This is a genomic window from Sphingobium agri, from assembly GCF_023051225.1.
Classification (GTDB): domain Bacteria; phylum Pseudomonadota; class Alphaproteobacteria; order Sphingomonadales; family Sphingomonadaceae; genus Sphingobium; species Sphingobium agri.
Genome location: NZ_JALKHS010000002.1, coordinates 48,218 through 73,321, shown reverse-complemented (window position 1 = coordinate 73,321; position 25,104 = coordinate 48,218). Strand labels below are relative to the sequence as shown.

Annotated in this window: 27 protein-coding genes; 16 read left to right on the top strand and 11 right to left on the bottom strand. The window is 60.3% G+C overall.

The window, feature by feature from the left end:
• The first annotated feature begins 256 nt into the window (after positions 1–256).
• From MU848_RS00635 to MU848_RS00605, 7 genes are all read left to right on the top strand, one after another.
• Positions 257–1,696, top strand: a complete 1,440-nt coding sequence (locus MU848_RS00635; protein WP_201516648.1) for a 3-oxoacyl-[acyl-carrier-protein] synthase III C-terminal domain-containing protein — start codon at positions 257–259, stop codon at positions 1,694–1,696.
• Between the two features lie 12 nt (positions 1,697–1,708).
• Positions 1,709–2,905 (top strand): acetyl-CoA acetyltransferase, encoded by a 1,197-nt coding sequence (locus tag MU848_RS00630; RefSeq protein ID WP_201516647.1) that lies wholly within the window; start codon positions 1,709–1,711, stop codon positions 2,903–2,905.
• Positions 2,905–3,360 (top strand): MaoC family dehydratase, encoded by a 456-nt coding sequence (locus MU848_RS00625; RefSeq protein ID WP_201516646.1) that lies wholly within the window; start codon positions 2,905–2,907, stop codon positions 3,358–3,360. The genes MU848_RS00630 and MU848_RS00625 overlap by 1 nt, the downstream gene beginning before the upstream one ends.
• Positions 3,357–4,250 (top strand): HpcH/HpaI aldolase/citrate lyase family protein, encoded by an 894-nt coding sequence (locus MU848_RS00620; protein WP_247229517.1) that lies wholly within the window; start codon positions 3,357–3,359, stop codon positions 4,248–4,250. Before MU848_RS00625 ends, MU848_RS00620 begins: the two co-directional genes overlap by 4 nt.
• Complete coding sequence (locus MU848_RS00615) at positions 4,231–5,412, top strand: acyl-CoA dehydrogenase family protein (RefSeq protein WP_247229515.1); 1,182 nt, start codon at positions 4,231–4,233, stop codon at positions 5,410–5,412. Before MU848_RS00620 ends, MU848_RS00615 begins: the two co-directional genes overlap by 20 nt.
• 161 nt (positions 5,413–5,573) lie before the next feature.
• Positions 5,574–6,101, top strand: coding sequence for a MarR family winged helix-turn-helix transcriptional regulator (locus MU848_RS00610; protein WP_201516643.1), 528 nt, complete (start codon positions 5,574–5,576; stop codon positions 6,099–6,101).
• Positions 6,102–6,126: 25 nt separating this feature from the next.
• A complete protein-coding gene (locus tag MU848_RS00605) occupies positions 6,127–6,429 on the top strand; it encodes a YciI family protein (protein ID WP_247229513.1) in 303 nt (100 codons plus the stop codon).
• A gap of 24 nt (positions 6,430–6,453) precedes the next feature.
• Here the strand turns inward: MU848_RS00605 and MU848_RS19040 are convergent, their stop codons facing one another.
• On the bottom strand, positions 6,454–7,482 hold the full coding sequence (locus MU848_RS19040) for an MDR family NADP-dependent oxidoreductase (RefSeq protein WP_201516641.1): 1,029 nt from the start codon (positions 7,480–7,482) through the stop codon (positions 6,454–6,456).
• Positions 7,483–7,644: 162 nt separating this feature from the next.
• On the opposite strand from MU848_RS19040, the gene MU848_RS00595 reads away from it, so the two are divergent.
• Complete coding sequence (locus tag MU848_RS00595; RefSeq protein WP_201516640.1) at positions 7,645–8,505, top strand: MaoC/PaaZ C-terminal domain-containing protein; 861 nt, start codon at positions 7,645–7,647, stop codon at positions 8,503–8,505.
• Positions 8,506–8,548: 43 nt separating this feature from the next.
• Here the strand turns inward: MU848_RS00595 and MU848_RS00590 are convergent, their stop codons facing one another.
• The 5 genes from MU848_RS00590 to MU848_RS00570 all read right to left on the bottom strand — a co-directional run bounded on the left by MU848_RS00590 (position 8,549) and on the right by MU848_RS00570 (position 13,570).
• Complete coding sequence (locus MU848_RS00590) at positions 8,549–10,159, bottom strand: class I adenylate-forming enzyme family protein (RefSeq protein WP_247229511.1); 1,611 nt, start codon at positions 10,157–10,159, stop codon at positions 8,549–8,551.
• Complete coding sequence (locus MU848_RS00585) at positions 10,146–11,078, bottom strand: BKACE family enzyme (RefSeq protein WP_247229509.1); 933 nt, start codon at positions 11,076–11,078, stop codon at positions 10,146–10,148. The genes MU848_RS00590 and MU848_RS00585 overlap by 14 nt, the downstream gene beginning before the upstream one ends.
• Before the next feature lie 56 nt (positions 11,079–11,134).
• Entirely contained in the window at positions 11,135–11,365 is a 231-nt protein-coding gene (locus MU848_RS00580) for a biotin/lipoyl-containing protein (RefSeq protein ID WP_201516637.1), read from the bottom strand.
• 97 nt (positions 11,366–11,462) lie between these two features.
• Positions 11,463–12,587: an alkene reductase gene (locus tag MU848_RS00575; RefSeq protein WP_247229507.1), complete on the bottom strand. Its 1,125-nt coding sequence runs from the start codon at positions 12,585–12,587 to the stop codon at positions 11,463–11,465.
• A gap of 80 nt (positions 12,588–12,667) precedes the next feature.
• Complete coding sequence (locus MU848_RS00570) at positions 12,668–13,570, bottom strand: SDR family NAD(P)-dependent oxidoreductase (RefSeq protein WP_247229505.1); 903 nt, start codon at positions 13,568–13,570, stop codon at positions 12,668–12,670.
• Between the two features lie 209 nt (positions 13,571–13,779).
• Here MU848_RS00570 and MU848_RS00565 point away from each other — a divergent pair, with 209 nt between their 5' ends.
• Genes MU848_RS00565 through MU848_RS00545 form a run of 5 tightly spaced genes read left to right on the top strand, consistent with a single transcriptional unit; the run spans position 13,780 to position 17,146 of the window.
• A complete protein-coding gene (locus tag MU848_RS00565; RefSeq protein ID WP_247229503.1) occupies positions 13,780–14,562 on the top strand; it encodes an SDR family oxidoreductase in 783 nt (260 codons plus the stop codon).
• Positions 14,563–14,609: 47 nt separating this feature from the next.
• Positions 14,610–15,113, top strand: coding sequence for a nuclear transport factor 2 family protein (locus MU848_RS00560; protein ID WP_247229501.1), 504 nt, complete (start codon positions 14,610–14,612; stop codon positions 15,111–15,113).
• Positions 15,110–15,871 (top strand): SDR family NAD(P)-dependent oxidoreductase, encoded by a 762-nt coding sequence (locus MU848_RS00555; RefSeq protein WP_247229499.1) that lies wholly within the window; start codon positions 15,110–15,112, stop codon positions 15,869–15,871. The genes MU848_RS00560 and MU848_RS00555 overlap by 4 nt, the downstream gene beginning before the upstream one ends.
• 4 nt (positions 15,872–15,875) lie before the next feature.
• Complete coding sequence (locus MU848_RS00550) at positions 15,876–16,688, top strand: ThuA domain-containing protein (protein WP_247229496.1); 813 nt, start codon at positions 15,876–15,878, stop codon at positions 16,686–16,688.
• Positions 16,685–17,146: a nuclear transport factor 2 family protein gene (locus tag MU848_RS00545; RefSeq protein WP_247229494.1), complete on the top strand. Its 462-nt coding sequence runs from the start codon at positions 16,685–16,687 to the stop codon at positions 17,144–17,146. Before MU848_RS00550 ends, MU848_RS00545 begins: the two co-directional genes overlap by 4 nt.
• Here MU848_RS00545 and MU848_RS00540 read toward each other — a convergent pair.
• The 4 genes from MU848_RS00540 to MU848_RS00525 form a co-directional block, all read right to left on the bottom strand.
• Positions 17,143–18,258 (bottom strand): acyl-CoA dehydrogenase family protein, encoded by a 1,116-nt coding sequence (locus tag MU848_RS00540; RefSeq protein WP_247229492.1) that lies wholly within the window; start codon positions 18,256–18,258, stop codon positions 17,143–17,145. The two genes, MU848_RS00545 and MU848_RS00540, sit on opposite strands and share 4 nt — an antisense overlap.
• 4 nt (positions 18,259–18,262) lie before the next feature.
• Positions 18,263–19,468 (bottom strand): acyl-CoA dehydrogenase family protein, encoded by a 1,206-nt coding sequence (locus tag MU848_RS00535; RefSeq protein WP_201516628.1) that lies wholly within the window; start codon positions 19,466–19,468, stop codon positions 18,263–18,265.
• A gap of 95 nt (positions 19,469–19,563) precedes the next feature.
• Positions 19,564–20,361 (bottom strand): enoyl-CoA hydratase-related protein, encoded by a 798-nt coding sequence (locus tag MU848_RS00530; protein WP_201516627.1) that lies wholly within the window; start codon positions 20,359–20,361, stop codon positions 19,564–19,566.
• Positions 20,362–20,469: 108 nt separating this feature from the next.
• Positions 20,470–21,000 carry a MarR family winged helix-turn-helix transcriptional regulator gene (locus MU848_RS00525; protein WP_247229490.1) on the bottom strand — a complete coding sequence of 177 codons (531 nt, stop codon included), beginning with the start codon at positions 20,998–21,000 and terminating at the stop codon, positions 20,470–20,472.
• 197 nt (positions 21,001–21,197) lie between these two features.
• Between MU848_RS00525 and MU848_RS00520 the strand changes: the two genes are divergently transcribed.
• From MU848_RS00520 to MU848_RS00510, 3 genes are all read left to right on the top strand, one after another.
• Complete coding sequence (locus tag MU848_RS00520) at positions 21,198–22,004, top strand: enoyl-CoA hydratase/isomerase family protein (RefSeq protein ID WP_247229487.1); 807 nt, start codon at positions 21,198–21,200, stop codon at positions 22,002–22,004.
• Between the two features lie 102 nt (positions 22,005–22,106).
• Complete coding sequence (locus MU848_RS00515) at positions 22,107–22,856, top strand: SDR family NAD(P)-dependent oxidoreductase (protein WP_201516624.1); 750 nt, start codon at positions 22,107–22,109, stop codon at positions 22,854–22,856.
• Between the two features lie 26 nt (positions 22,857–22,882).
• Positions 22,883–24,322 carry an aromatic ring-hydroxylating oxygenase subunit alpha gene (locus MU848_RS00510; protein WP_201516623.1) on the top strand — a complete coding sequence of 480 codons (1,440 nt, stop codon included), beginning with the start codon at positions 22,883–22,885 and terminating at the stop codon, positions 24,320–24,322.
• Positions 24,323–24,406: 84 nt separating this feature from the next.
• On the opposite strand, the gene MU848_RS00505 is transcribed toward MU848_RS00510, so the two are convergent.
• Positions 24,407–25,102 (bottom strand): 2-oxo acid dehydrogenase subunit E2, encoded by a 696-nt coding sequence (locus tag MU848_RS00505; RefSeq protein ID WP_247229485.1) that lies wholly within the window; start codon positions 25,100–25,102, stop codon positions 24,407–24,409.
• Positions 25,103–25,104 lie beyond the last annotated feature (2 nt).

Here is a 25,104-nt window from a genome sequence, read left to right as displayed (position 1 = left end):
TCCGCCTTCACCCGCGGCTTCACATTATAGTCAATGACCCGCTTCACGGGCACAAGGATCTTCATGCGCCTCTCCATAAGTATGCATGCTTATCATGTCATATCGCCTCCGGCAGGCCGCGTAAAGGCGAAGGTAGGAAATAAGATACTTGCGTAACATATGCAGGCGAACTAAATGAGCCTTTGGCTGAACATGACCGCCGCGTTTCAAAGCGGTGAGCGGCCCTGGGTGCCGCGTCCTTGAACAGGTGAGGTGAATGACTCAACTCGGCATTTCGCGCTACGGCGCCTATGTTCCCCGGCTCAGGCTGGATCGATCCTTGATAGCTGAAGCGCATCGCTGGATGGCCCCCGGCCTCCTGGGTCAGGCGAAGGGCAGCAGGGCGTTCACCAGCTGGGATGAGGACGCGATCACAATGGGCGTCGAAGCCGCCCGCGACGCTTTGGGGCATGCCAGCCTTGATGCCATAAGGGCTGTCCGACTGGCATCGACAAGCCTGCCATATGCTGACCTGCAAAATGCGGCGATCCTGGCGCGGGCGATCGGCGCTCCGGCCAAAGTCGCTACATCCGACGCTGCAGGATCGCAGCGGGCAGGCACATCTGCCCTGCTACAGGCGCTCAAGGGGACGGAGCCCTCCCTTGTGGTGGCATCCGACAATCCTTTCGCAAAGCCAGCCAGCGCGCAGGAAATGAGCTTTGGCGCGGGCGCGGCGGCCTTTTTGGTGTCAGACCAGGATGTGGTGGCGCGCTTGATTGGGTCGGCGTCGTTCACCGAAGTCTTCGTCGATCATTTCCGTTCGGCGGATGCCCAGAGCGATTATGGCTGGGAAGAGCGGTGGGTCCGCGACGAAGGCTATGCGAAGATCGTGCCGCAGGCCGTCAGGGCCGCGCTGGCACAGGCGCAGCTTTCCATCAGCGACATCCAGTATTTCGTCATGCCCTCTTATCTCAAAGGGGCAGCGGAAATGGTCGCCAAGGCTCTGAAATTCGGCGGTACGGTCGCCGGAACGTTGGACGATGGCGTCGGCTATGCAGGTGCGGCTCATGCGTTGCTGATGTTCTCGGCGACTTTGGAAAAAGCGCAACCCGGCGATCGGATTGTGCTGGTCGGCTTTGGCCAGGGCGCCGATGTTCTGATATTCCAGGCCACTGAGGCGATCGCGTCGGTCCGCCCCGTGCGCGGCGTCGCTGGCTCCATCGCGGACGCCTTGCCGACCGACAGCTATCTGCGGATGCTGTCATTCTATGGCGGGATCGAAAATGAATGGGGCATGCGTTCCGAAAAAAGCGCCAAGACGGCGCTGACCGAACAATATCGCTCCGCCGCGCAGATCGAAGGTTTCAATGCAGGCAAGTGTGGCAATTGCGGCGCGGTCCAGTTTCCGCAGATGCAATATTGCGTACAATGTCACGCGCCGGGTGAAAAATTCACCGATGTTCCGCTGCGCGACAAGACTGCGGAAGTCCTCACATCGACCGCTGACTGGCTGTCCTATCATCCTTCTCCGCCGCTTTGGGTTGGCTTCGTGAAGTTCGACAATGGCGCGCGCGTGCTGATGGAGATGGTGGATATCGGCCCGGACGGGATCGACACGGGAGACCAGGTCCGCATGGTCTTCCGCATCAAGGAAAAGGACCGTCAGCGGGGATATAACCGCTACTTCTGGAAATCGACGCCGCTGAGCGCGGCCTGAGGAGTTCGCGATATGGCGACGGGTATCAAGGACAAGGTGGCCCTGCTAGGCATGGGCTGCTCCAAATTCGGCGAGCGATGGGACATGGGGTCGCCTGACCTCATGAAAGAGGCGTTCGAGGAAGCGCTCGCCGACGCGGGGATCGAGCGAAATCAGATCGAGGCGGCATGGTTCGGTTGCTGGGGCGATAGCGTCAATGTCGGCAACAGCTCCATTCCCGCCGCGATGGCCCTCCGCCTCGAGGGCATTCCCGTGAGCCGAGTGGAAAATATGTGCGCGACCGGGACGGAAGCGTTGCGTGGGGCGGCCTATGCGGTCGCCTCGGGGGCTGTGGATATCGCGCTCGCGATCGGTTCGGAAAAGTTGAAGGATACGGGCTTTGGCGGCCTGCCCCCGGCCTTCAAGGGGACATTCAATGACCTTTGGATGCCCCTGAGCTCCGCGCCGGCCGGCTTTGCTCAACTGGCGCCCTATTACCGGGCGAAATATGGGACGAGCAAGGAAGACTTGAAGCGCGCCATCAGCCATGTGTCGTGGAAAAGCCACCAGAATGGCGTGCACAGCCCCAAGGCGCATTTCCAGAAGGCGGTGCCGATGGAAACCATCATCAACGCGCCGATGATTTCCGATCCCCTGGGCCTGTTCGATTGTTCGGGCGTGTCGGACGGTGCCGCCTGCGCGATCGTGACCACGCCGGAAATCGCGCGAGCTTTGGGCAAGACAGACCTTGTCACGATCAAGGCGTTGCAACTTTCCGCCAGTTCAGGCCGGGAAACCCAGACCAATGACTGGGACGGCAGCTATGTCGCGAACACGCGCAACGCCGCCACACGGGCTTATAGGGAAGCGGGGATCACCAATCCCAAGGCTCAGGTGAACCTCAGCGAAGTGCATGACTGCTTTTCGATTACCGAATTGGTGACGATGGAAGACCTGGGCTTTTCCGACGATGGCCGCGCCGTGTTCGACATTCTCGACGGCCGCTATGATCGGGATGGCGCGATACCCTGCCAAATCGACGGTGGTTTGAAATGCTTCGGTCACCCGATCGGCGCGTCGGGCCTGCGAATGGCCTATGAAGTCTACAACCAACTGTTGGGCCGGGCAGGGGAGCGGCAGCTGTCGAACCCCTCTGTTGGACTGACGCACAATCTGGGCGGTGTTCCTTATCAGGGCATTGCCGCCATCTCTATCCTGGGACTTGCGTGATGCCTGGAGTCTGGTTTGACGAGCTTGAAGTCGGCATGGTCTTTGACCATCCTATTCGGCGTACCATCACTGAAACAGACAATGTTCTGTTTTCCTGCATGACTCACAATCCGGCGCTGCTGCACCTGGATGAGGAGTATATGAAGGGCACGCCTTTTGGCCAGCGCCTGGTCAATTCGGCCTTCACGCTTGGCCTGATGGTCGGCATTTCGGTCGGCGACACGACGCTGGGCACCGCAGTAGCCAACCTTGGCTGGGACGAGGTGCGCTTCCCCAACCCGCTGTTTCATGGCGACACCATCCATGTCACGAGCGAGGTCATTGATCTGCGCGAGTCAAAGTCGCGGCCTGAAGCCGGGATCGTCACATTCCTTCACAAGGCCTATAATCAGAAGGATGAACTGGTGGCGTCATGCAAGCGATCGGGCCTCCAGCTCAAGAGGCCTGTATCATGAGCCTGCCGATCCGATCCTTCCTCTTCATCCCTGGCGATAGCGAGAAGAAGCTGGGCAAGGTCGATGGCGTCGCTGCCGACGCCTTCATCCTTGACCTGGAAGACGCCGTTGCCGTCGCGCGCAAGCCAGTAGCGCGGGAGATGGTGCCGGCCTTTATCAAGGAGCGTCCGCGTGCTGGCCGGAAATCCCAATTGTGGGTGCGCGTCAATCCGCTGGACACGCCCTGGACTCTGGAAGACCTCGCCGCGATCGTGCCCGTCGCGCCCGACGGCATCATGCTGCCCAAGGTCAACGGACCAGAGGATGTGGCTCAGGTCAGCCATTATCTGAGCGCGCTGGAAGCGGCATCGGGTGTCGAGCAAGGGTCGATCCGCATTCTGCCGGTGGCGACCGAAACGGCCGTTTCGCCATTCCGCCTGGGTGATTATGCGGCGGCGGGCCTGACCCGGCTGTACGGGCTGACGTGGGGTGCGGAGGATTTGAGCTCTGCGATCGGAGCGAGCGGCAATACCGATGCGAACGGAGAATGGACGCACACCTATAAGATGGTGCGTTCGCTCTGCCTGCTCGGTGCGCACGCTGCCGGAAGCGAGGCGGTGGACACGCTCTATGTCGATTTCCGTGATCCGGAAGGCCTGCGCGCCTCCTGCAAGGCCGCACGGGCCGAGGGCTTTTCTGGCCGCGTCGCGATCCACCCCGCGCAGGTCGACATCATCAATGAGAGCTTTTCGCCATCAGCCGATGAGGTCGATTTCGCCCGGCGGGTGATCAACCTGTTCGCGGCCAATCCGGATGCCGGAACCCTGGGGCTTGACGGCAAGATGTTGGACATCCCCCACCTGAAGCAGGCGGAAAGGACTTTGGCGATGCATGAGGCGCGCCGTGGTTGAGGCGCGCTTCAGCAACGAAGGCGGACGTGGCATCTTTTCCGCCGAGCATGAGCAGTTCCGCGAAACGGTCGCCCGGTTCGTAGATGAGGAACTGGCGCCCAACCATCATCAATGGGAAAAGGACGAAGTTGTCCCCCGCGAAATCTGGAAGCGGGCCGGCGAAGTCGGCATATTGTGCCCCAATATCCCGGAGGAATATGGCGGCTTCGGCGCAGATTGGCTCTACAATGTCGTTGTCATCGAGGAACTGGCGAAGAAGGGGATCACAGGTCCCGGCTTCATGGTGCATTCGGAAATGGTCGCGCCCTACATATTGGCAGCAGGCACCGAGGAACTGAAGCGCGACGTGCTGCCCCGCATGGTCGCGGGCGAGTGTATCGGGGCGCTGGGCCTGACCGAACCGGGCGCTGGTTCCGACGTCAAGGAAGTCCGCACCCGCGCCGTGCGCGATGGCGACGATTATGTGCTGAACGGGCAGAAGGTATATATTTCAAACGGGCAGCTCGCGGACATCATGGTCTGCGCGTGCAAGACCGATCCGGCGGCGGGCGCTAAGGGGGTCAGCCTGATCGCGATCGACACGCACCAGCCAGGCTTCAAACGCGGCCGCAATCTTGAGAAGATCGGCCTGAAAGCGCAGGATACGTCGGAGATTTTCCTGGAAGATGCGCGCGCGGAGTCCTGGCGTCTGCTCGGCCGGGAGGGCGGCGGCTTCGGGATCATGATGGGCAAGCTCGCGCAGGAAAGGCTGACCCAGGCGGTGCGCAGCATCTGCGTCGCGGAAGCCGCGCTGGAATGGACGGTGGCCTACACGGCCGAGCGCAAGATGTTCGGCCAGACCCTCTCTGATTTCCAAAACACGCAGTTCGTCCTCGCGGAGCTGTCGGCTGAGATATTATCGGCCCGGGCTTTTACCGACTGGTGCATCAAGCGCTTCCTGGCGGGCGAGCTAACCGGCGTCGAAGCGGCAAAGGTGAAGCTTGTGGTCACCAATCTTCACGTCAAAGTCGTCGATCAATGCCTGCAATTTTTTGGCGGCTATGGCTATATGACCGAATACCCGATCGCACGCGCCTATATCGACGCGCGCATCGTGCGCATCGCGGGCGGGGCGGCGGAGGTGATGAAGCAGATCATCGGCCGCGACCTGTTCGGCAAATGAAGGCGGTTGCCAGATCATCGTTGGTCGGAATAGAGAGGCTTCGAGATATCATACGCCTGCTGATAATCGGGTTCGCTATCATATGCTATTGCAAGACGGGCGGATTACAGATCATCGGAACAGGATGATGCATTGAAATCGCCTTTGACTGGATGGTGAGAATGACGAAAACGCTGAAAACTGCCGTGCGGAAAAAGAAGGCGCCTGAACGGCCCTCTGCGCAACAATTCACCTTCGGCTACCTGGTCCACGACGTATCGCGTATCCGGCGCACGGTGATGGACTTGCTGATGCGGCCCTACGGCATCACCCGGTCGCAATGGTCCGTCCTCAGCACTCTGTCGCGCGCAGGGAACGACGGGATGATGCAGGTCGATCTGGCCCGGCTGATGGAAGTGGGCAAGGTGACGGTCGGCGGGTTGATCGATCGGCTTGAAGCATCGGGTCATGTCGAACGCAGGGCCGATGCCAATGACCGCAGGGCCAAGCGTGTTTTCATTACCGAAAAGGGCTTTGAGGTGATCGGCCTCATGATCGAACTGGCGGCGACGATGAACCGTCGCATCCTGGAAGGTGTGTCAGATGCGGACCGGGAAGTGTGCGAGGACGTGCTACTGCGGGTGAAGCAGAATTTGAAAGATGTCCTTCGTGAACAGGGCGGTTTGAGCCTGATCGAGGGCGAAGACTGAAGCAGCGCCAGGAGGCTCAAATCTGATGTTCTTTATCATTCTGGCCGCCGACAAGCCTGGAGCTCTACCCCTTCGGCTGCAGCACCGGCAGCGGCATCTGGATTACTGGCTGGAAAAGGGTGCTGCGGTGAAGGTCGCGGGCGCGATGCTGGATGGGGACAAGCCGGCCTCGGATCCTCAAGGCAGTTCCTTCCTGTTGGAGGCCGAGGACGAGAGCGCTGTTCGCGCATTGCTGACTGGAGACCCGTTCATGACCGAAGGGGTATTTACGGGCGATTTCGTCATTCAGCCTGTGCGTCCCGCGATTGGGGAGTGGCGGCGCGATTGAGCGCGAGCACACACACCGAAGCCGTTAATCCTCCCCGATATATACCAGCATCTTGGGTGCGTTGCTGTCTGCGAACAACGCTTCCAACGCGCCGCTGACGCGGTCGATACCCGGCATGATGTGGTCGTGAAACTTGAGTTCTCCGTTCAGTACCATGTCGGTCAGCTTTTCCACTGCTTCGGGGAAGCGGGCGACATGATCGAAGATCACGAAGCCCCCACAAAGAAGAGCGCGCAGCAATATCTCGCGCTCGTTGCGCAGGCCCGTCGGTGGGGGTGACCAACTCGGGGTCGCTGCGGTACCACAATGCACGATGCGGCCATGCCTGGCCATCGCCCGGATAGCCATGTCCAGGATTGGGCCGCCCGTGTTGTCGAAATAGATGTCGAAGCCGCCTGGTCGAACCTCTGCAAGGGTAGCTGCCAGATCGACGGACTTGTAATTATAGGCAACGTCATAGCCATAGTCGCTGACGCAGCTTTTCACCTTGTCATCACTGCCAGTCAGGCCGACGACAAATGCGCCCGCGCGGCGGCCGATCTGGCCGACGACACTGCCCACCGTCCCTGCCGCCGTTGAGACAAGCATGGCCGCGCGCTCATAGGGCGGCGCGATGTCGTGCAAGGCGAGCCAGGCCGTTACGCCCGGCATGCCAAGCACGCCGGCATAGGCGGAAATCGGCGTGCGCGGATTGGGTATGTGCGACAACAAGTCATTGCGTGTCGCGACCTTATAGTCCTGCCACCCGAAAAATCCGTAGACGACGTCCCCAGATCGGATGCTCTTGTCCCGGCTTTCCAGCACCACACCAACCGCGAGCGCGCGCATTGGTTGGCCAAGAGGGGTCAGGGCCTCGTTAGCTGCCCACCCCCGCTGCACCGGATCGGCAGCAAGATAGAGGTTGCGAACCAGGAACTGGCCTTCGCCCGGCAATTCGATGCTGGCATCTTTCCGCGCGAAATCAGCAGCGACAGGGCTGGCCACTGGGCGGCGGGAGAGGATGACCTGCCGGTTCGTGAGGCGGGTGCTGAACGGGGGGATGAAATCCGGCACGCGAGCTCCTTATCTGGCGGCGGCGATCAGTACGCGTGCAATCTATATTCTCTTGCCGCAAAGCTTGTCAAATAAGACATATGGCGTATGGTAATAAGGCGCACCATATAAGGCCGCGGAAGCTTTTGGGGTGGTTAGTTACCCGCCATGGGAGGATGACGCTTGGACGTTGAGAAAATCAGGAACCTGACGATCGAGCCGATCGTCCAATCTTATGACAAACGGGACACCATCCTGCATGCGCTGGGGCTGGGCTATGGCCTGGACCCGCTTGATGAGGCCGAGTTGCCGTTCGTCTATGAAAAGGACCTGCGCTGCTTGCCCTGTTTCGCCAACATACTGTGTCATCCTGGTTTCTGGGCGCAGCGTCCGGAATTCGGTATCGACTGGGTCAAGATATTGCATGCAGAGCAGGATCTGACGATGCACAAGCCTTTGCCTCCGACGGGTGCGATCAGGGGCGAATATCGTGTGGCGGGGATCGAGGACAAAGGCGAAGGACGCGGCGCACTGCTCCATCAGGAAAAGGCGCTGTACGACACGGCGACGGGCGATCATCTGGCGACGGTGCGATCCACCTTGTTCCTGCGCGGCAATGGTGGAGAGGGCGGGTTCGGCGATCCCGTCCCGGCGGCTGACCCCGTGCCTGAAGGAACACCCGATGCCGTGGTGGAGATTACCACCCGGCCCGGTCAGGCTTTGATCTACCGGTTGAGCGGCGACTGGAACCCGCTGCATGCGGAACCAGCAATTGCGCGAAAGGCGGGCTTTGATCGGCCGATCCTGCATGGCCTGTGCACGAAGGGCTTAGCCAATCGTGCCGTGCTGGCGCGTTATTGCAGCAATGACGTGGCCCGCTTCAAAGGCATGTTCGTCCGCTTCAGCAAGCCGGTCATGCCGGGTGAGACGATCCGCTTTGAATTTTACGAGCAAGGCGGCGGACGACTGCGTTTCCGTGCGGTGGCTGCCGAACGCGATGCGGTTGTGCTCGATCGTTGTTCGGCGGAAGTAGGCGAAGCTTGAAAGGGGGCGTCGGTGCGCAAGGACATGCGCGCCGACGCCCAGCTTATTCCCCGCTCAGGAATTGCTTGCGGACAAGTCCGCGCTGAACCTTCCCGGACGCCGTGCGGGGCAGCTTCACGCCAAGTTCGATACGGCGCGGGATTTTGTAGGCGGCGAGCGACTGTCGCGCGAAGGCAATCAACTCTCCGGCGTCCAGCGTATGACCGGCGCGCACTTCGATTGCTGCGGTTACCCCTTCGCCCCATTTGGGATGCGGGAGGCCGAATACGGCGCAGTCCATCACCGCCGGGTGGTCGCGCAGCACGGCTTCGACCTCGGCAGGATAGACATTCTCTCCGCCGGACACGATCATGTCCTTGATTCGGTCGGTCAGGAAGAGATAGCCGTTCCTGTCCAGACGTCCGCCGTCGCCCGAGCGATACCAGCCGTCGATCAATGCTTCGGACGTTGCCTCGGGATTGTTCCAATATTCGATCAGCAGGGTGGGCGACTTGACCCAGATCTCGCCAGGCTGGTCCACGGGCAGAAGCTCGCCTCGGGCGCCGCGAATGGCGATACTGAAGCCGGGCAGCGGCCGTCCCACTGACCGAAGAAGATGTGCACGACGGACGTCATGTTCCTTTGGCCCCAGGATCGACATCGTCCCCGTAATCTCGGTCATGCCATAATATTGCAGGAAGTTGCAGGAGAAGCGATCCACCGACCGTTCCAGCAGGCTGGGGTCCATCGACGCGGCGCCATAATGGATACCGCGCAGCGTCGGCACGCGAACATTGCGCGCGTCCATCTCCGCGATCAGCCCGCGCACCAGCGTCGGCACGATGAAGGTGCGCGTGACGCCGAATTCTAGGCAGGCGTCGAGGATGGTGGCAGGCGCGGTGTCCGCGATGATGTGGACGGTCGCACCGCGCACCAGAGCCGTGCACACCCAAGACATGCCGCCGATGTGAAAGGTAGGAAGGGGGGAAAGCAAAACCTCGTCATCGCCCCAATCGTCGAAATAGCCGGACAGCTTTTCGACAAGGCGATGGATGCCGAACGCATATTGCGATGTGACGACGCCCTTGGGCCGCCCGGTCGTGCCGCTGGTATAGAGTTGCAGGCACGGCGCGTGCGGGTCCAGGGGCGCGGGAGCCGCCGGCTCTGCCGCCGCGATCCGGCTGCGCAGACCCTGCGCCCCCTCTTCATCAACCACCAGCGTCGGAAGGCCGCGCCGATCCGCTTCCTTGAGAAGCGGAAGGAATTCGGCATCGGCAATGACCAGGCTGGCTTCGCTGTCTTCCAGCACATAGGCCGTTTCGGGCGCCGTATTGCGCCAGTTGACTGGAACGAGCACTGCTCCGGCGCGAATGGCTCCGATCAGGATGAGGAAGAACAAGTCGTTATTCTTGCCGAGATAGGCCAGCCTGCCGCCGCGCCCGACGCCATATTCCGCCAGTAACGAGATCACCGCATTACAGCCCCGGTCAAGCTCAGCATAGGTCCAGCTATGGTCGCCGAAGATGATCGCTGCTTTGTCGGGCGAGATCGCCGCGCCGACACTTGGATAATCGGACGGCAGAATAAGGCCGCTATCGTCGAGGGCTGGCCCCTCCGCCAGCGCCAGGCCCTGTGCCAGCAGTCCGCCGATCACTCCGTCGTCAGAATGCGACATCGTCTCCACCCTTTGTCTGCATCAGGGCGCGGGCTTCGTCCGGCGTGGCCACGGTCAGGCTGAGTTCTTCCAGCACGCGGCGGATTTTCGCCACCTGTTCGGCATTGGATGTCGCGAGCTTGCCCCTGCCGGCATAGAGGCTGTCCTCCAGACCCACGCGCACCGATCCGCCCAGCAGCGCGGACAAGGTGACAAGCCGCATCTGGTGCTTTCCTGCAGCGAGCGCGGAGAAGATGAAATCTTCGCCAAACAGCCTGTCCGCCGTCGACTTCATATGCATGACATTTTCTGGATCGGGGCCGATGCCGCCCAATATGCCGAACACGCCCTGGATGAAAAAGGGTGGCTCGACCATCTTGCGATCGACGAAATGCGCGAGGTTGTAGAGATGCGCGACGTCATAGCATTCGAACTCGAACCGGGTGCCCTGGTCCGACAATTGCGTCATCGCCTGCTCGATCTGAGCGAAGGTGTTCGAAAGGATAAAATCCTTGGTCATTTCCAGATAGGGAAGTTCCCAATCGAACTGCCAGTCGGCAATTTTCGCTCCCGCGCCCGAGATGTTGAAGTTCACCGATCCCATATTCATCGAACATACTTCCGGCCTGAACGTCTTTGCCGGAGCGAGGCGGTCAGCAAGGCTCATGCCCAGGCCGCCGCCCGTGGTGATGTTGACGATGACGTCGGTGGACTGCTTGATGCGCGGAAGGAACTGCCGGAAGAGTTCGGGATCCTGCGATGGCTGCCCGGTCTCCGGGTTCCGCGCGTGCAGATGAACCATGGCGGCCCCAGCCTCTGCCGCTGCGATCGCCTCGGCCGCAATCTGGTCGGCCGTGATCGGCAGATGAGGGGTCATGCTCGGCGTATGGATCGAACCGGTGACGGCGCAGGTGATGATGACCTTGTCGGTGCGTTTCATATGATTATCGGCTTTGCGCCGCCTCTCCAGGAATGACTGTTCTTATCAGGAAATTGTCAGATAATCTCGCCGAGCACAGTGCCCACGGGGTAAGTTTCGCCGGTTTCCTTGAAAATCTTCAGCGTACCGGATGCGGGTGCTTCCACCTCCTGGGTGGACTTGTCGCTTTCCAACGCGAACAGCGGTTCGCCAGCGGTCACGGTCCCCCCGTCGGCTACGAGCCATTCGGACAGCAGCCCTTCGTTCATCGAAAAGCCGAGCTTGGGCAGCAGGATTTCAGTCGACATGATATTTCTCCTTTGGCGGCGCTACCTGACGCCGAAGATGGTCAATGGGGCATGGAAGCGAATGAGCGATGTTCGCTCCATGCATGATCTTTGTCTGTCAGACGCAGCAGCCCGAAGCACTGAAGGCAGGATAGTCGGTGTACCCTCTTTCCTCGCCGACATAAGCGTAATCGAAATTTGCCTCGGCAAGCGGAAGGCTGCGCCTCAACCGGGTGACGAGGTCGGGATTGGCAATATAGGGTCGGCCAAAGGAAATGGCGTCGGCCTGACCCTTGGCGATGGCCTCGCCCGCGGCAGGGCCGTCGAAGCTGCCATTTTGAATGATCGTGCCTGAAAAGACGGACCTCAACCGGTCGATGACGGGATAATCGGGCTTTTCCATGAAGCCGGACGCGATGGGCTCGATCAGGTGGATATAGGCAAGCCCGCTTTGCTGTGCGAGGCGGCCGATCGCCTCTGTCAGGGCGGCTGGATTCGAATCCCCCATGCCCTTGCGCTCGCTGGTAGGGCTGACGCGAAGACCGACGCGAGCGGGATCAACCTCCGCCGTCACCGCATCAATGATTTCCTGCAGCAGCCTGACACGGTTTTCCACGCTGCCGCCATAGCGATCCTGCCGATGATTGCTTTTCGATTGTAGGAACTGGTCGATAATATAGCCGTTCGCGCCGTGGACTTCCACACCGTCGAAGCCTGCCCGCATTGCATTTCGTGCGCCCTGGCCATAGGCGGCAACGAGCTGGCCGATGTCTCCCTCAGTCATCTCGCGCGGTACGACATAGGGCTTCATCGGCAGGAAGCCGCCCTGATAGTCGTCTGGCGGCGGCGCCATGGTTTCGCCTTCACCGGCAATGGGGGAGGGGGCGATCGGTCGCTGGCCGCCTATATAGTCCGGCAGCACTAGCCTGCCCATGTGCCAAAGCTGGCAATAGATACGCCCGCCGACGGCATGAACATGATCAGTGACGGCTTTCCAGGCCGTGGTCATTTCATCAGACCAGATGCCCGGCGCACGATACCATCCCATGCCCAGCGGATCGACGGCGGTCGCTTCGGAAATGATGAGTCCCGCATCCGCCCGCTGCGCGTAATATTCGCCTTGAAGAGGCGTCGGCACATGCCGTTCGTCGGCACGGGCGCGGGTCAACGGGGCCATGATCACCCTGTTCGGGATTTCCAGCGACCCGATCGTCAGCGGTTCAAACAAGGCGTCCAAAGACATTGCGATATTCCTGCAAGCTTAGTCATCGATGAAGGCGGCGGACGTTCCAAGGCCCACCGCCACTTCGTCAGCGCCTGTTATCAGGGATCCAACCATTCACCCGGGTTGATCCCCGCATTGGAACGCGCGAATTTCAGGATCTTCGAGACGCGCTCGCCGAGCACCGTCGGGTCCTTCGACGCTTCGCAGCCGGGTCCATGCTGCCAGCTTTCCGCCACCGTGATCCCATAACCCCAGACTTCGAAGACGCGGCCGCTCACATGGCTGGCCTCAGGACTGGCGAGCCAGGCGACGAAGCCTGCGATCCATTCAGGATCACGACGTTCCAACTGCTCGGGCGTCCATTCGCGAAGCCCGGCTGTCATGCGGGTTTCCGCGCGCGGCGCTATGGCATTCACTGTGACGCCGATCCTCTGCAATTCGCGAGCGGCAACCTGGCTGAAGCTGGCGATACCACCTTTGGCCGCGGCATAGTTCGCCTGGCCGATATTCGCGAATAGAGCAGAGTGCGAGGTTGTGTTAATCACGCGCGCGTCCGGCTGGCGCCCCGCCTTGCTTTCGGTGCGCCAGTAATTGGCGGCATGATGCGTGGGGGCGAAGGTGCCCTTCAGGTGCACCTTGACGACGATGTCCCACTCCTCCTCGGTCATGTTAACCAGCATGCGGTCACGCAAGATGCCCGCATTGTTGATGAGGATGTCAAGACGGCCGAAGGTTTCTACGGCCTGATTGACCATGTCGCGGGCATTGTCCCAGTTGGAAACGTCGCCGCCATTGACGACGGCTTCGCCGCCCAGCGCCTTGATTTCGTTCACAACCTCCTGCGCGGGTGTCAGGTCTTCGCCACCCACACCCGCTGCGTCCCCGCCCAGATCGTTCACCACCACCTTCGCCCCATGCTGCGCAAGCTTGAGCGCATAGGTGCGGCCGACACCACGCCCGCCGCCAGTCACGATCGCCACTCTGCCTTCTAGAAAACTCATGCCCTCTTCCTTGCTTACCTGGGAATCAGTCGTTGGGGGCTGCCGGACAGACCATCACTCGGGCCTCATCCGGTCTTAGCCTCTTTACGGATCTAATCCGTATGCGTACTATACGCTTTAGATCGTTTATGCAACATCTGTCGGTGTCATGACAATGTGTCAGCAACGAAAATGACAGATGTCTCTTAAAATCTGCAGGAGAGGCAGCAATGGCAAGGTTGGAGCGAAAGGTCATCATCATCACCGGTGCCGGTTCGGGTCTTGGCCGCGCAGCGTCCATCCACTGCGCTCAAGAGGGTGCAAGGCTGGCTCTGGTCGATGTGAACGTCCCCCGCCTGGAAGAAACGAAGGCGGCAGTCTTGGAGCTTTGCCCGGAGGCGGAGATACTTCTGACGCAAGCCGATGTCTCGCAGGAGGATCAGGTCAGCGCCTATGTGGAGACGACCAAGACCCGGTTCGGGGCGGTCGATGGCTTCTTCAATAATGCCGGCATCGAAGACCGGCAGGTAATGACAGAGGACGTCGATACCGAATTTTTCGATCATATCATGACGGTCAATGCCAAAGGCGTCCTGCTGGGCCTCAAATATGTCCTGAAGGTGATGGCGGGGCAAGGCCATGGCCGAATCGTCAATACCGCGTCTGCGCTCGGCATTCGTGGTGCAGGGCGGCAGGCGGGTTACACGGCCAGCAAGCATGCTATCGTGGGACTGACCCGCAATGCGGCTCTGGAATATGGTGCGCTGGGCATCGGCATCAACGCGGTGGCTCCCGGCGCAATCCTGACGCCCTTGGTCGAGGCATCGCTGCGGCAGGTAAATCCGAATGACTGGGAAGAAGCGGCCGAGCAGTTCGTCGCGCATAATCCGGCGCGCCGCATGGGGACTCCAGAGGAAGTGGCAGCGGTGGTCGCCTTCCTCCTGTCCCCCGACTCATCTTTCGTAAACGGTGCTGTCATCCCGATCGATGGCGGGCAATCGGCGCAATATTGATGGGTGACGAGAAACAGCGGGGCAAGTCCAAGAATAAGGAGGGCGCCATGTCCGCAGAAGAATCGGCTGTCGAGGAAATCCGTAATTTGAAAGCCCGATATTTCAGGATCATCGATACAAAATGCTTCGAGGAACTGAACAGCATCCTGAGCGAAGACGCATATTTCGACCTGGATGGCATCGTCAATCGCGGTTCGGATGGAAGCATTCTGGCACCCGTGCAACTGGCCGCGCTATTTCAGGGCCATCAGGCCGCCGTGGTGCGCGGCCGCGCCGCCATGGTCGCCTTCATCACACAGGCGCTCAGCCCGGTCATCAGCATTCACCACGGATTTACGGCGGAAATCGAGGTGGACGGCGACAGCGCAAAGGCGATTTGGCCCATGGAAGACATCTTCTTCGGCCTCACGCCGCCGCATGGCCTCATCCGGCAGGCATATGGCCATTATGCAGACATCTATCGCAAGGAAGGAGGCATGTGGCGCATTGCGGGCCAGTCCTTGTCCTTCCTGCATCAGCGCTGGTTTGAAAAGGAAGGGCAAGCCTCATGAATATCAATGGCAAGGTCGCGCTCGTCACGGGCGCGGGGCAGGGCGTCGGGCGCGGCATCGCGCTGGCTTTGGCGGCAGGCGGAGCGCTGGTGATATTGGTGGGCCGCACGACAGCCAAGCTGCAGGCCGTGCGGGCCGAGATAGAGGCCGCAGGCGGCGAAGCGGATGTGGCTCACCCGGCCGATGTCAGGCATGCGGCCGACATCGATGCCCTCATAACCTATGCCGCCGATCGTTACGGGGGCATCGATATTCTAGTCAACAGCGCGCAACAGGCAGTGCTCGCACCATTGCTCGACATTGACGATGAAGGGTTGCTGCTGACCTTCGAGAGCGGCCCATTCGCCGCCTTCCGCATGATGAAGGCGGCGCATCCCTATATTAAGCAGCGCGGGGGCGGGGCGATCATCAACATCGTCTCTTCCACCGCAATCAACTGGGATACGAGCGGCACCGCCGCCTACTCTGCCGCCAAGCAGGCGATCGGCGCGATTACGCGCGCGGCGGCATCCGAATGGGGGCCAGACGGCATCCGCGTCAACAACATCGCACCGCTGGCAGGATCACCGGCCATGCTGGCCTGGCTGGACGCCAAGCCTGAAGGACCGGACGCCTATCTTTCCACCATTCCGATGCGGCGGATCGGTGATCCCCAGGCGGATATCGGGCGCGCCGTCCTCTTCCTCGCGAGCGACGAGGCCGCCTACATCACCGGCGCCACGATACCAGTGGATGGCGGACAGGCGAATTGGAACTGAGGCTGTGACTAAGGGGAAAAGCAATGGGGATGAACGGTCAAGCGGCACCGTGCGGGCATTGCTTTTGGTCGGTGGCAATTTCCACGACTTCGACATGGTGCGCCGCCGCCTGCTGGAGGCGCTTGGAGCGGATGAACGGATCAGGACGACGTGTACCAACGGCTTCCACGATCTGGACGCATTGAAGGCCGCTGATTTTCTGCTGACCTACACCACCAATATCTTCCCCGAAGGCGAAGCTCTGGCGGAACTGGAACGGTTCCTGGCGCGCGGCGGACGCTGGCTCGCCATCCATGGCAGCGCCGCCTATATTGAGTTTTCCGGCCCGGAGGTGGAGATTGGCGGCATCAAGCTGCCGGGCCTTACCGACACGCCGGATCGCCATCCCGCCTATATGGATTTGCTGGGCTGCCGCTTCATATCGCATCTCGCGCTCCAGCCCTTTACCGTGCGTTCGGTGTCCGATCATCCGATCGTGGCGGGCCTGCCGCCGTTCGAGGTAGTGGACGAACCCTATATCCTGGAATTGCGCGGGGAGAGCGAGATCCTGCTTGAATCTCGCTATACCGGCGACGCGCCCGGTTACGTGAAAGGGCCCTGGCTGGAAGACCTGCCGCGTCCGCAGGCGGTGCTCCATCGTCATGGCGCAGGCGAGGCACTGTTTCTGGCTCCGGGCCACAGCTGTGGACGATATGACCTGCAGCCATTTATCGCGGAGATCGAACCGCAAGTGGGGCCTTGGGGCAACCATGTCTTTCTGGAAATCATCCGCCGGGCGATCCGCTGGGGGGGGCGCATTCCATCGGACGCGTCATGACCGATGCCGCTTCTGTCGAAGCAGTGCTGAGAGCCGCATATGTGCTCGATGAAGCGGTCGATGCTAAAGATTGGCTGCGCGTAAGACATAGTTTCATGCCCATGGTCACGGTCAGAATCGGCGTGCTTGTCGGTGATGAGGCTGCGCTGGTGCCGGTGGACGAACTGGTGGCAGGCATAGCCTCGCTCAATCCCCCGGCGAAGCTGTCCTGCCACACGCTGCTTAACCCGATCGTCACGGTGACGGCCGACCATGCGAGCTTGCGAGCGAAGCGCCATGGCTGGGCCAGTTGCGCGGAGCTGGCACCGTCGCTTCATGAACTATGGGGCTTGGTATCTTATGGTTTCAAGCTGTCGGAAGGCGCGTGGCTGATCGAGGAAATGGGGCTGGTCACGCTGCGCGAAGCGGGCAATCAGGATGTTGCCCTGTTTCGCGGTGTAGGCCGCCCTGCTGATTAGCGACTTTCTACCTCGTCCGTCGCACGGGCGAAGCGCGCAAGGTGCATGTCGGCGTCGCCAAACTGGCGCGCGATGACGAAGAGACGGCGATAATGGTGGCTGATGTTCAGTTCTTCGGTCACGCCGATGCCACCATGAAGCTGGATGGCCTGCTGGCCGACGAACAGCCCTGCGTTCGACGCCTGAACCTTGGCAGCTGACACGGCGGCGGTCCTGACCGCCTCCTCCTGCTGCATGGCGCCCAAAGCGTTGAAGAGAGCGGATCGGGTCATCTCCACCTCGATCAACATGTCCGCCATGCGATGCTGAAGAGCCTGGAAATTGCTGAGCGTCGTGCCGAACTGCTTGCGGACCTTGAGATAATCCCGCGTCGTCCAGAGCGCGGTGTCCATGATGCCGAGCGCCTCGCCGCATAGCGCGATGATGGCATGATCCGCGGCCAAGGCGATCGCGCGTTCGGCGTCCTCGCCTTCCATGAGCAACTCCGCCGATGCGTCATTCAGATGAAGGTCGCAGACCCGGCGATTGTCGAGCGTACGATAGGGACGAAGTTCCAGACCAACCTGTCTTTGGCTGACGAGGTAAATGCCGATTCGATCGTCCTGCCGAGCGGTCACAAGGAACATGTCCGCCTGCCTCGCGGCCTCGACCAGAGATTTGACGCCCGTAAGGAGCCGCGACGAGCCCGAACCTTCCGCGCGCACTTCGACAATCCGCCAATCGCCGCGCCCAACCGGCTCCTGCAATGCCGCGGCGGCCCGCTGCTCGCCCATGATCAGGTTTGTCAGAAGGGTGCTGGCGCTGTCCGATCCGACGGCGGCCAGCAACTGGCTGGCGAGAACATGCCCGATAAAGGGTTCGGTCACCAGGCCGCGCCCCAATTCTTCGGCTATCAGCGCATTTTCTATCGGGCCTCCGCCAAATCCGCCTGCCTCTTCCGCAAGGCCCGCGCCCAACCAGCCCAATTCGGCGAAGGCGCCCCAATGATCCGGCGCGACGCCATCCGCTGACCGGATGATAGCGAACCGCTTGTCCCAGTCATATTCCCGTTCGACGAAGCGCTTGACGCTGTCGCGCAGAGCGTCCTGCTCAGCTGTATAGTTGAAATCCATGATGTCACAGCTCCAGGACGGTCTTGGCGATCAGGGTGCGCTGAATTTCGTTTGCCCCGCCATAGATAGTGGTGGCGCGGCGGAACATCGCCTTGGCCGCGACGCCGATGCCATGCTCGGGGATGGGACTGCCACTCTCGTCCTTATCGGAAAGGCGATGTTCGGCATTGCCATCGGTGCTGACGGCCATGCCATAGTCACCCAGGGCTTCGGCGGCGAGATCAGCGACGCGCTGTCGCAGTTCCGATCCGCGAACCTTGACCAGCGACGCGACGGACGCGCTGCCGTGATTGTCGGAGGTGAGGGCACGCAACACCGCATATTCCAGCGACTTCGTGTCGACTTCGATACGCGCCAGTTTCGCGCGAAACACCGGATCTTCGATCAGTGGGCGGCCATTCTTCGTTTCGATCCGGGCGATCTCGCGCAACTGGGCGATGTCTCGCCGAGTGTGCGGGACCTCTGCGCTGTTGGTGCGTTCGTTCCCCAGCAGGAACTTGGCGTGAGTCCAGCCCTGGCCCTCCTCTCCGATCAGGTTTTCCACCGGAACGCGCACATCGTCGAAGAAGAATTCGTTGACCGTCAGCCCCTCGTCCAATGTCCAGATCGGGCGGCGGGTGATGCCGGGCGTCTTCAGGTCCACGACCAGCGACGATATACCTGCCTGGGGCTTCACGTCGGGGTTGGACCGCACGAGCATGAACATCATGTCGGCATGGTGCCCTTCGGTGGTCCAGGTCTTTTGTCCATTGACGATATAATGGTCACCGTCTCTCACGGCGCGCGTGCGCAGCGAGGATAGGTCCGAGCCAGCGCCTGGTTCGGAAAATCCCTGCGCCCAGAATGTCTCGCCCAGCCTTATGGCTGGCAGATAGGTTTGCCGCTGTTCTTCCGAACCGAATGTGTAGATAACCGGCGCGACCAGTTCGGCGCCGATGCGGTCGGCCGTGGGGGCGTAAGCCCTGCGCATCTCATCCTCGAAGATGAAGCGCTGAACCGCGCTCCACCCAGGCCCGCCGTGTGCTGCGGGCCAGTGCGGCATAGACCATCCCCGCTCGGCGAGAATACGAGTCCATGCCGCCTGATCTTCGCGGTGGGGATGAAAGTCGTGGCGGCCGCGCCGGGCGAGGTCTGCTGGAAGGCTGGCTTCTACAAACTCCCGGATTTCGGCTCTGAACGCCTTATCCTCTTCACTGTAGGCGGGATCCATCGGTTTAAACCCAATGCTGTTTAGTATGTAATAATATGGTATGCATACATACCTAATGGGCGGGAGCGCAAGATGCAAATCACAGTCAGCGTTACTCAGCGGCCGGTGAAGGATGGGTGCCGCTTTTCGCGGATGGCGTTCAATGCTTCGCCGAAATCAGCGGTATAGGTCGCCAGTCCTTCATAAGCGACGCCGGCTTCAAACACCGAACTGAACAATTGCCGCAGGGCGATGTTGGTCACCGACTTGGTGTAGCGTATCGCTGATTGCGCGCCGCGGGCAAGGCGAGTCGCATATTCCGCGACATACTCATCGAGTTCGTCGGTGGGGACGGCGAAACTGATTAGGTTGCATCGTTCCGCTTCCACCGCACCGATAGCCTCGCCGGTCAGCAGATAATGTTTTGCCTTGCCGAAACCGATAAGTTGCGGCCAGATCAGGGCGCCCCCGTCGCCTGCAACCAGCCCCAGCTTGACATGAGGATCGGCGAACCGGACGTGGTCGGCGGCGATGACGATGTCGCACAGCAGCGCAATCGACGCGCCAAAGCCGATCGCGTCTCCGTTCACTTTGGCAATCACGGGCTTGGGGCAGTCGAGTAGGCCCATGACGATGCGCCGCATGCTTTTCGCCTCATTGACGAAGGGCTCCCGACGCCCCGCTGCCTGGTCTTCAAGCCATCCGAGGTCTCCCCCGGCCGAAAAAGCGCTCCCGGAGCCAGTCAGAATGATGATATCGCTGTCGGCATCGTCCGCAGCGTCGAAGAAGACGCGCGCCATTTCCTCATGAAGGGCGGGACTGACGGCATTCAGCACGTCCGGGCGGTTCATCCTTATGGTAAGAATGCGCCCTTCGCGTTCGAACGCCAGGGCTTCATAATGTTCGAACTTCATGTCTTCTCCCATTGATGCTCGGGCTGTCCGGCTTCGACAGCCAATTGCAGAATCTAGAACGCTAGCATACTAACGTGTGGCCATCATGTGAATGGTCCGGTGGCTACCCTACTCCAACATGCCCGCACTTTCCGCATCGGCTGAAAAGCTACCCGACAAGAGTCGATTGGATTCCCCCAGAAGGTTCGTCAGCATGGCGATGCGTTCTGACCCCAGCTTCCGCAAGAGCAGTTCGTCCTGTTCAATCGCTCCGCTCTTCAATGGCTGATGCAATGTCTGGCCTTTTGCAGTCAGGTGCACCATGACCAGTCGCCGGTCGGCCGCAACCCGACGCCGCTCGATTATGCCGGCTTTCTCCAGCCTTTGAAGTGTCTGGCCGATGGTGGCCTTCCCGATCTCCAGCCTGCGGGACAGTTCGACCTGCGAAAGAGGTTCTTCCAGCCACAATTCGCCAAGGACATAGGCCTGGGCCGGCGCAATGCCGGTCATCCTGATCCGTTCAAGATAATCGGCCTGCGTGATGCGCGCCAGCAATTGCGCCTGATATGCCAACGTCCTTTTGAACATCGGGAATGAACGTTCTTCGGTCGCCCCAACGGTCTGCGCTGGCTCGCTCATCTTGTTGGCGGCTCTCGCCATTCTCATCCTCCCCTGCGTCGCGCGGTGCAGCCGCGAATCATTGATAGTCGCGGCGGCCTTGCATCGCCACCTTGCACAGAGGCTCGCCTGCATCAATAAATGACATTTGTATGTTTATGCGCCATGTTGTAGTGACGGTTGTCAATAATGGTCGGCAGGAACCTCAAGTGCCGCCGGCGGCATCAGGAGAGAATCACGTGACAGGAAATGTAGACACGCAGTGGCCCGGTGATGGCATCGCATTGATCACCGTGGGCGATGGCGGCGTATCGGGAAAGCTCACCACCTGCGCGACGGTAAGCCTGCTTGCGGATGCATTGGAGGCTGCAATTGAACAGAAGGCGCGCGTCATCGTGCTTGCATCCTCGATGGAAGGGCACTGGCTCGAACATGCCTATCTGGCGGATATCGTGAACCTGGTTGAAGGAAAGCCAGCGACTGGCGATCCGGCGGGTTGGTTCCGCTCGCTCCAGCTCCTCAATCGCGGGCCAGCGGTCACGATCGCGGCGATCAATGGTGACACGTCAGGTGGCGGATGCGAGCTGGGCTGGGGCTGCGATCTGCGCGTCGCGGAAGAGCAAGCGCGCTTTAGCCAGCCGGAAGTCGCCATCGGCGCTGGAACGGGGATCGGCGGAACGTCGCGCCTGATGCGGCTGATCGGGCGGACAGTCACGGCCGAAGTCGTCCTGACAGGACGTCCACTGACCGCGCAGCGACTTTATGAACTCGGCGGTGTCAATCGCGTGGTGCCCAAGGGCAAAGCTGTAGAGGAAGCACTGGCGCTTGCCCAGCATATCGCATCGCTGCCGCCGCAATCGGTCGCTGGGATGAAGAAGATGCTGGGCGAGGCGGAAGACCTGAACCAGAGCCAGGGTATCGAGAATGATCAGCAGATCAGTCAGGGCTTGTTCGCGCATCCTGACAGCCTCGCCAGCATGAAGGCGATACAAGCGCGTTTTGACGAAGGCGAGAGCATGGACCAGCTCTATTGGAAAAATGACTGATGTCATCTATTGAAAATAGTATGCTAGCATAGTAACGATGGTGGCGAACAGCGGTCGGCCGTACGGCCTCGCCAATCATATCTAAAAAATGGGAGAGAGTTCATGGATCTGGGCTTGTCAGGATTGAAGGTCATCATGGGCGGCGCGACGCGCGGGATCAGCCGCGCTGCCGCAGAACTGTTCGCTGCGGAAGGTGCACAGCTGGGCCTCTTCTCCCGCAACGGAGAGGCGCTGGAAGAATTTAACAGCGAGTTGGGCGGCAAGGCCGCCACGCGGGAATTCACGCTGGAAGATCGCGAAGGTTATAAGGCGATGCTCACGGGCCTAGCCGACGAACTGGGCGGATGCGACATCTTCATCCATTCGATCAGTTCTTCGGGCGCGCAGGGCGCCATGGACTGGGACGAAAGCTACCGCATCGACATGCTGGGCGCGGTGGATGCGTGCGAAGCACTCGAACCCTATCTCGAAAAGTCGCACGCTGGGTCCGTCATCTTCATGTCGAGCACGGCGGCCATCGAGACATTCCTGATGCCGCAGGCGTTCAATGCGATCAAGGCAGCGTTGATCACCTATGGCAAGCAGCTGTCGCAGGCTTGGGCTGCCAAGGGCGTGCGCGTGAACATGGTCACTCCCGGCCCGATCAGCTATCCGGGTGGGAATTGGGAAGGCGCAAAGGCGCTGATGCCAGACCTCTATAACGGTATCGTCGCCCAGATCCCCATGGGGCGCCTAGGATCGCCCGAAGAAGTGGCGAAGTCGATCGCATTCCTGGCAAGCCCGGCCGCCAGCTATGTGACTGGCGCCAATCTCGTCATTGATGGTGGCTTTACCAAACGCGTCCAGTTCTGATCCGGGGTTAGTCAGGAGTAGGGTGAATGGCGGCGAATGTTCGCTACGCAGAAATCCGGTTCAACGATCGTCCTATAAAGGAACAGTTGTCCGATCCAGAAAGCTTCATCCTGGAGCCGGGAGAAGTCACCGCAGACTATGAGAAGAAGTCGCCGTGGCGGCTGGAAGACCTCCATCCCAACATCGCGAATTATCGAACCGTGAAGACAAGCAGGTCGATCGACCCGGCGGTCATGGCCGCCGAGGAAGAGCGACTGTGGAGCAAGGTCTGGCTGCTCGCGGGAATTTCTAGCGATATTCCCGATGTAGGCGACTGGTTCCGCTTCGACCTTGGCAAGCAGTCGATGATCGTGGTTCGCAACAAGGACGGTGTCGCCGCATTCTACAATGTCTGCAAACATCGCGGCAACGAACTTGTGCAGGATGATTTCGGCCATGGCGCCACGTCCTTCACTTGCATCGTGCACAGCTGGCGGTTCAACCTCAATGGCAAGAATGTCCGCGTGACGGATCGGGAGACTTTCCGGGAAGAAGCGCTATGCCAGAATCTGGACCTGACGCCGGTACATGTAAGGGAATGGGGCGGCCTGATTTTCGTCAGCATGAATCCCGATCCCATGCCGTTTGAGGAATATTATGCTGACCTTCTTCCCATGTTGGCCTCTTACAAGATTCAGGATATGTTCGTTGTCAAGCATTTGACGATCGATGTTCCAGCCAACTGGAAGACGATGTATTCGGCATTCAACGAGACCTATCATGCTCATGCGACACATCCTCAGATAAAGCCCTATGTCGATGATCATTATGTCCAGTACGACTTCTATCGGAACGGCCATAACCGGAACCTGTTTTCGGTAGGTTCCGTCAGCCCGCGCTGGCCGGACAATCGCTTCGTCAATGTGGGGCTTGCCTATTTCCTGCAGGAAGCGGGCATCAAGATGTCGGCGCTGAAGGGCGACGCGCGTCACGTTCGCAGAGCATTGCAGCAGGCCAAGCGCAAGGAGGACAACCCTTTCGGCGTGGACTATTCGGGCTACACGGACAATCAACTGACCGACGACTGGAACCCGTCGCTGTTCCCCAATGTGACGATGAACATGCACCCGGAAGGCATATTGCTACAGCGGTTCAGGCCTCATCCGACCGACCCCGAACGGGGCTATCAGGATGTGTTGGTGCTGTCCGCCAAGCTAGCCGAAGGCCGCCGCCCGCCCGCTTACATGGGTGTAGAGGATGATGTCGATGTCTCGGGGAAGATCCGTCCTCCAATCCGTCGCTCGACCCATGAAAACCCGCAGGCCGGAGAGGTTGTCGAGCAAGACATTGCCAACATGGTGACGATGCAGCGTGGCATGCGGTCGAAAGGACTTAACGGAACCATCGTTTTTTCCGAACAGGAGCGTCGAATTCAGCACTTCTACGCTGAGCTCGACCTCTATCTGGAAGGAAGGAAAGGGGGCTAAGCCAGATCAATAAACTGAAATGGCTTAGCAAATCGCCGGGGGCTGCATATCAATGATATGCGGCCCCCTTTTTTCGCCCCTGGATCAGCCCGACGTGGGAGAGAAAGCGGCCCCGCTTTCCAGTTCCTGAGCCAGACGTGTAAGGAAGTCGCCGGCGGGCGCCCCATCGATAATCCGGTGATCGACAGTCAACGACAGACCCATGACAGGCCTGATCACGAGGGTTTCGCCATCTTCCGCGACCCATGGTCTGGCGGTCATCCGGCCCAAACCGATGATCGCCTGTTGCGGGTAGCTGAGGATCGGCGTGAAATGTTCGACCCGCGTAAGACCCAGATTGGTCACGGTAACGGTTGCGCCCGTCAATTCAGCGATTGTGAGCTTGTTCACCTTGGCCCTCGCAACCAGGTCGGCCCGCCGCTGGGCGATGTCGGCCAAGGACAGGCTGCCCACGTCGAAAATGGCGGGCGCAACCAATGCACCGGGTAGCGCGATCGCGCAGCCGACGTGGAACTGGTCCTGCGGTTCGGCTCCCCGTTCCGTCTCGACCGCGTTGAACAGGGGGAAGTCGCGCAACGCCGATGTCAGTGCGGCGATGATCAGATCTTCATAGCCCAGTTTCAACCCGCTCGCTTTCCATCGGTTGCGTGCCTCGACCAGCGCGGATGCGTCAATGTCGCAGAAAAAGCTCAGCTGCGCCGTTTTCTGAAGGCTCTCGCTCATCTTTTGGGCGATGATGCCCCTGATGCCGGTCAGGGGAAGTATGTTGTCAGACGCCATGA

Excerpts from the sequence above, each read along its gene's own strand:
- MU848_RS00555 (WP_247229499.1), top strand. The coding sequence starts at position 15,110 with ATGAATATCAATGGCAAGGTCGCGCTCGTCACGGGCGCGGGGCAGGGC.
- MU848_RS00525 (WP_247229490.1), bottom strand. The coding sequence starts at position 21,000 with ATGGCGAGAGCCGCCAACAAGATGAGCGAGCCAGCGCAGACCGTTGGG.
- MU848_RS00575 (WP_247229507.1), bottom strand. The coding sequence starts at position 12,587 with ATGTCTTTGGACGCCTTGTTTGAACCGCTGACGATCGGGTCGCTGGAA.
- MU848_RS00610 (WP_201516643.1), top strand. The coding sequence starts at position 5,574 with ATGACGAAAACGCTGAAAACTGCCGTGCGGAAAAAGAAGGCGCCTGAA.
- MU848_RS00560 (WP_247229501.1), top strand. The coding sequence starts at position 14,610 with ATGTCCGCAGAAGAATCGGCTGTCGAGGAAATCCGTAATTTGAAAGCC.
- MU848_RS00605 (WP_247229513.1), top strand. The coding sequence starts at position 6,127 with ATGTTCTTTATCATTCTGGCCGCCGACAAGCCTGGAGCTCTACCCCTT.
- MU848_RS00515 (WP_201516624.1), top strand. The coding sequence starts at position 22,107 with ATGGATCTGGGCTTGTCAGGATTGAAGGTCATCATGGGCGGCGCGACG.
- MU848_RS00565 (WP_247229503.1), top strand. The coding sequence starts at position 13,780 with ATGGCAAGGTTGGAGCGAAAGGTCATCATCATCACCGGTGCCGGTTCG.
- MU848_RS00630 (WP_201516647.1), top strand. The coding sequence starts at position 1,709 with ATGGCGACGGGTATCAAGGACAAGGTGGCCCTGCTAGGCATGGGCTGC.
- MU848_RS00535 (WP_201516628.1), bottom strand. The coding sequence starts at position 19,468 with ATGGATCCCGCCTACAGTGAAGAGGATAAGGCGTTCAGAGCCGAAATC.
- MU848_RS00590 (WP_247229511.1), bottom strand. The coding sequence starts at position 10,159 with ATGTCGCATTCTGACGACGGAGTGATCGGCGGACTGCTGGCACAGGGC.
- MU848_RS00505 (WP_247229485.1), bottom strand. The coding sequence starts at position 25,102 with ATGGCGTCTGACAACATACTTCCCCTGACCGGCATCAGGGGCATCATC.
- MU848_RS00530 (WP_201516627.1), bottom strand. The coding sequence starts at position 20,361 with ATGAAGTTCGAACATTATGAAGCCCTGGCGTTCGAACGCGAAGGGCGC.
- MU848_RS00545 (WP_247229494.1), top strand. The coding sequence starts at position 16,685 with ATGACCGATGCCGCTTCTGTCGAAGCAGTGCTGAGAGCCGCATATGTG.
- MU848_RS00580 (WP_201516637.1), bottom strand. The coding sequence starts at position 11,365 with ATGTCGACTGAAATCCTGCTGCCCAAGCTCGGCTTTTCGATGAACGAA.
- MU848_RS00620 (WP_247229517.1), top strand. The coding sequence starts at position 3,357 with ATGAGCCTGCCGATCCGATCCTTCCTCTTCATCCCTGGCGATAGCGAG.
- MU848_RS00625 (WP_201516646.1), top strand. The coding sequence starts at position 2,905 with ATGCCTGGAGTCTGGTTTGACGAGCTTGAAGTCGGCATGGTCTTTGAC.
- MU848_RS00540 (WP_247229492.1), bottom strand. The coding sequence starts at position 18,258 with ATGGATTTCAACTATACAGCTGAGCAGGACGCTCTGCGCGACAGCGTC.
- MU848_RS00635 (WP_201516648.1), top strand. The coding sequence starts at position 257 with ATGACTCAACTCGGCATTTCGCGCTACGGCGCCTATGTTCCCCGGCTC.
- MU848_RS00585 (WP_247229509.1), bottom strand. The coding sequence starts at position 11,078 with ATGAAACGCACCGACAAGGTCATCATCACCTGCGCCGTCACCGGTTCG.
- MU848_RS00570 (WP_247229505.1), bottom strand. The coding sequence starts at position 13,570 with ATGAGTTTTCTAGAAGGCAGAGTGGCGATCGTGACTGGCGGCGGGCGT.
- MU848_RS00510 (WP_201516623.1), top strand. The coding sequence starts at position 22,883 with ATGGCGGCGAATGTTCGCTACGCAGAAATCCGGTTCAACGATCGTCCT.
- MU848_RS00615 (WP_247229515.1), top strand. The coding sequence starts at position 4,231 with ATGAGGCGCGCCGTGGTTGAGGCGCGCTTCAGCAACGAAGGCGGACGT.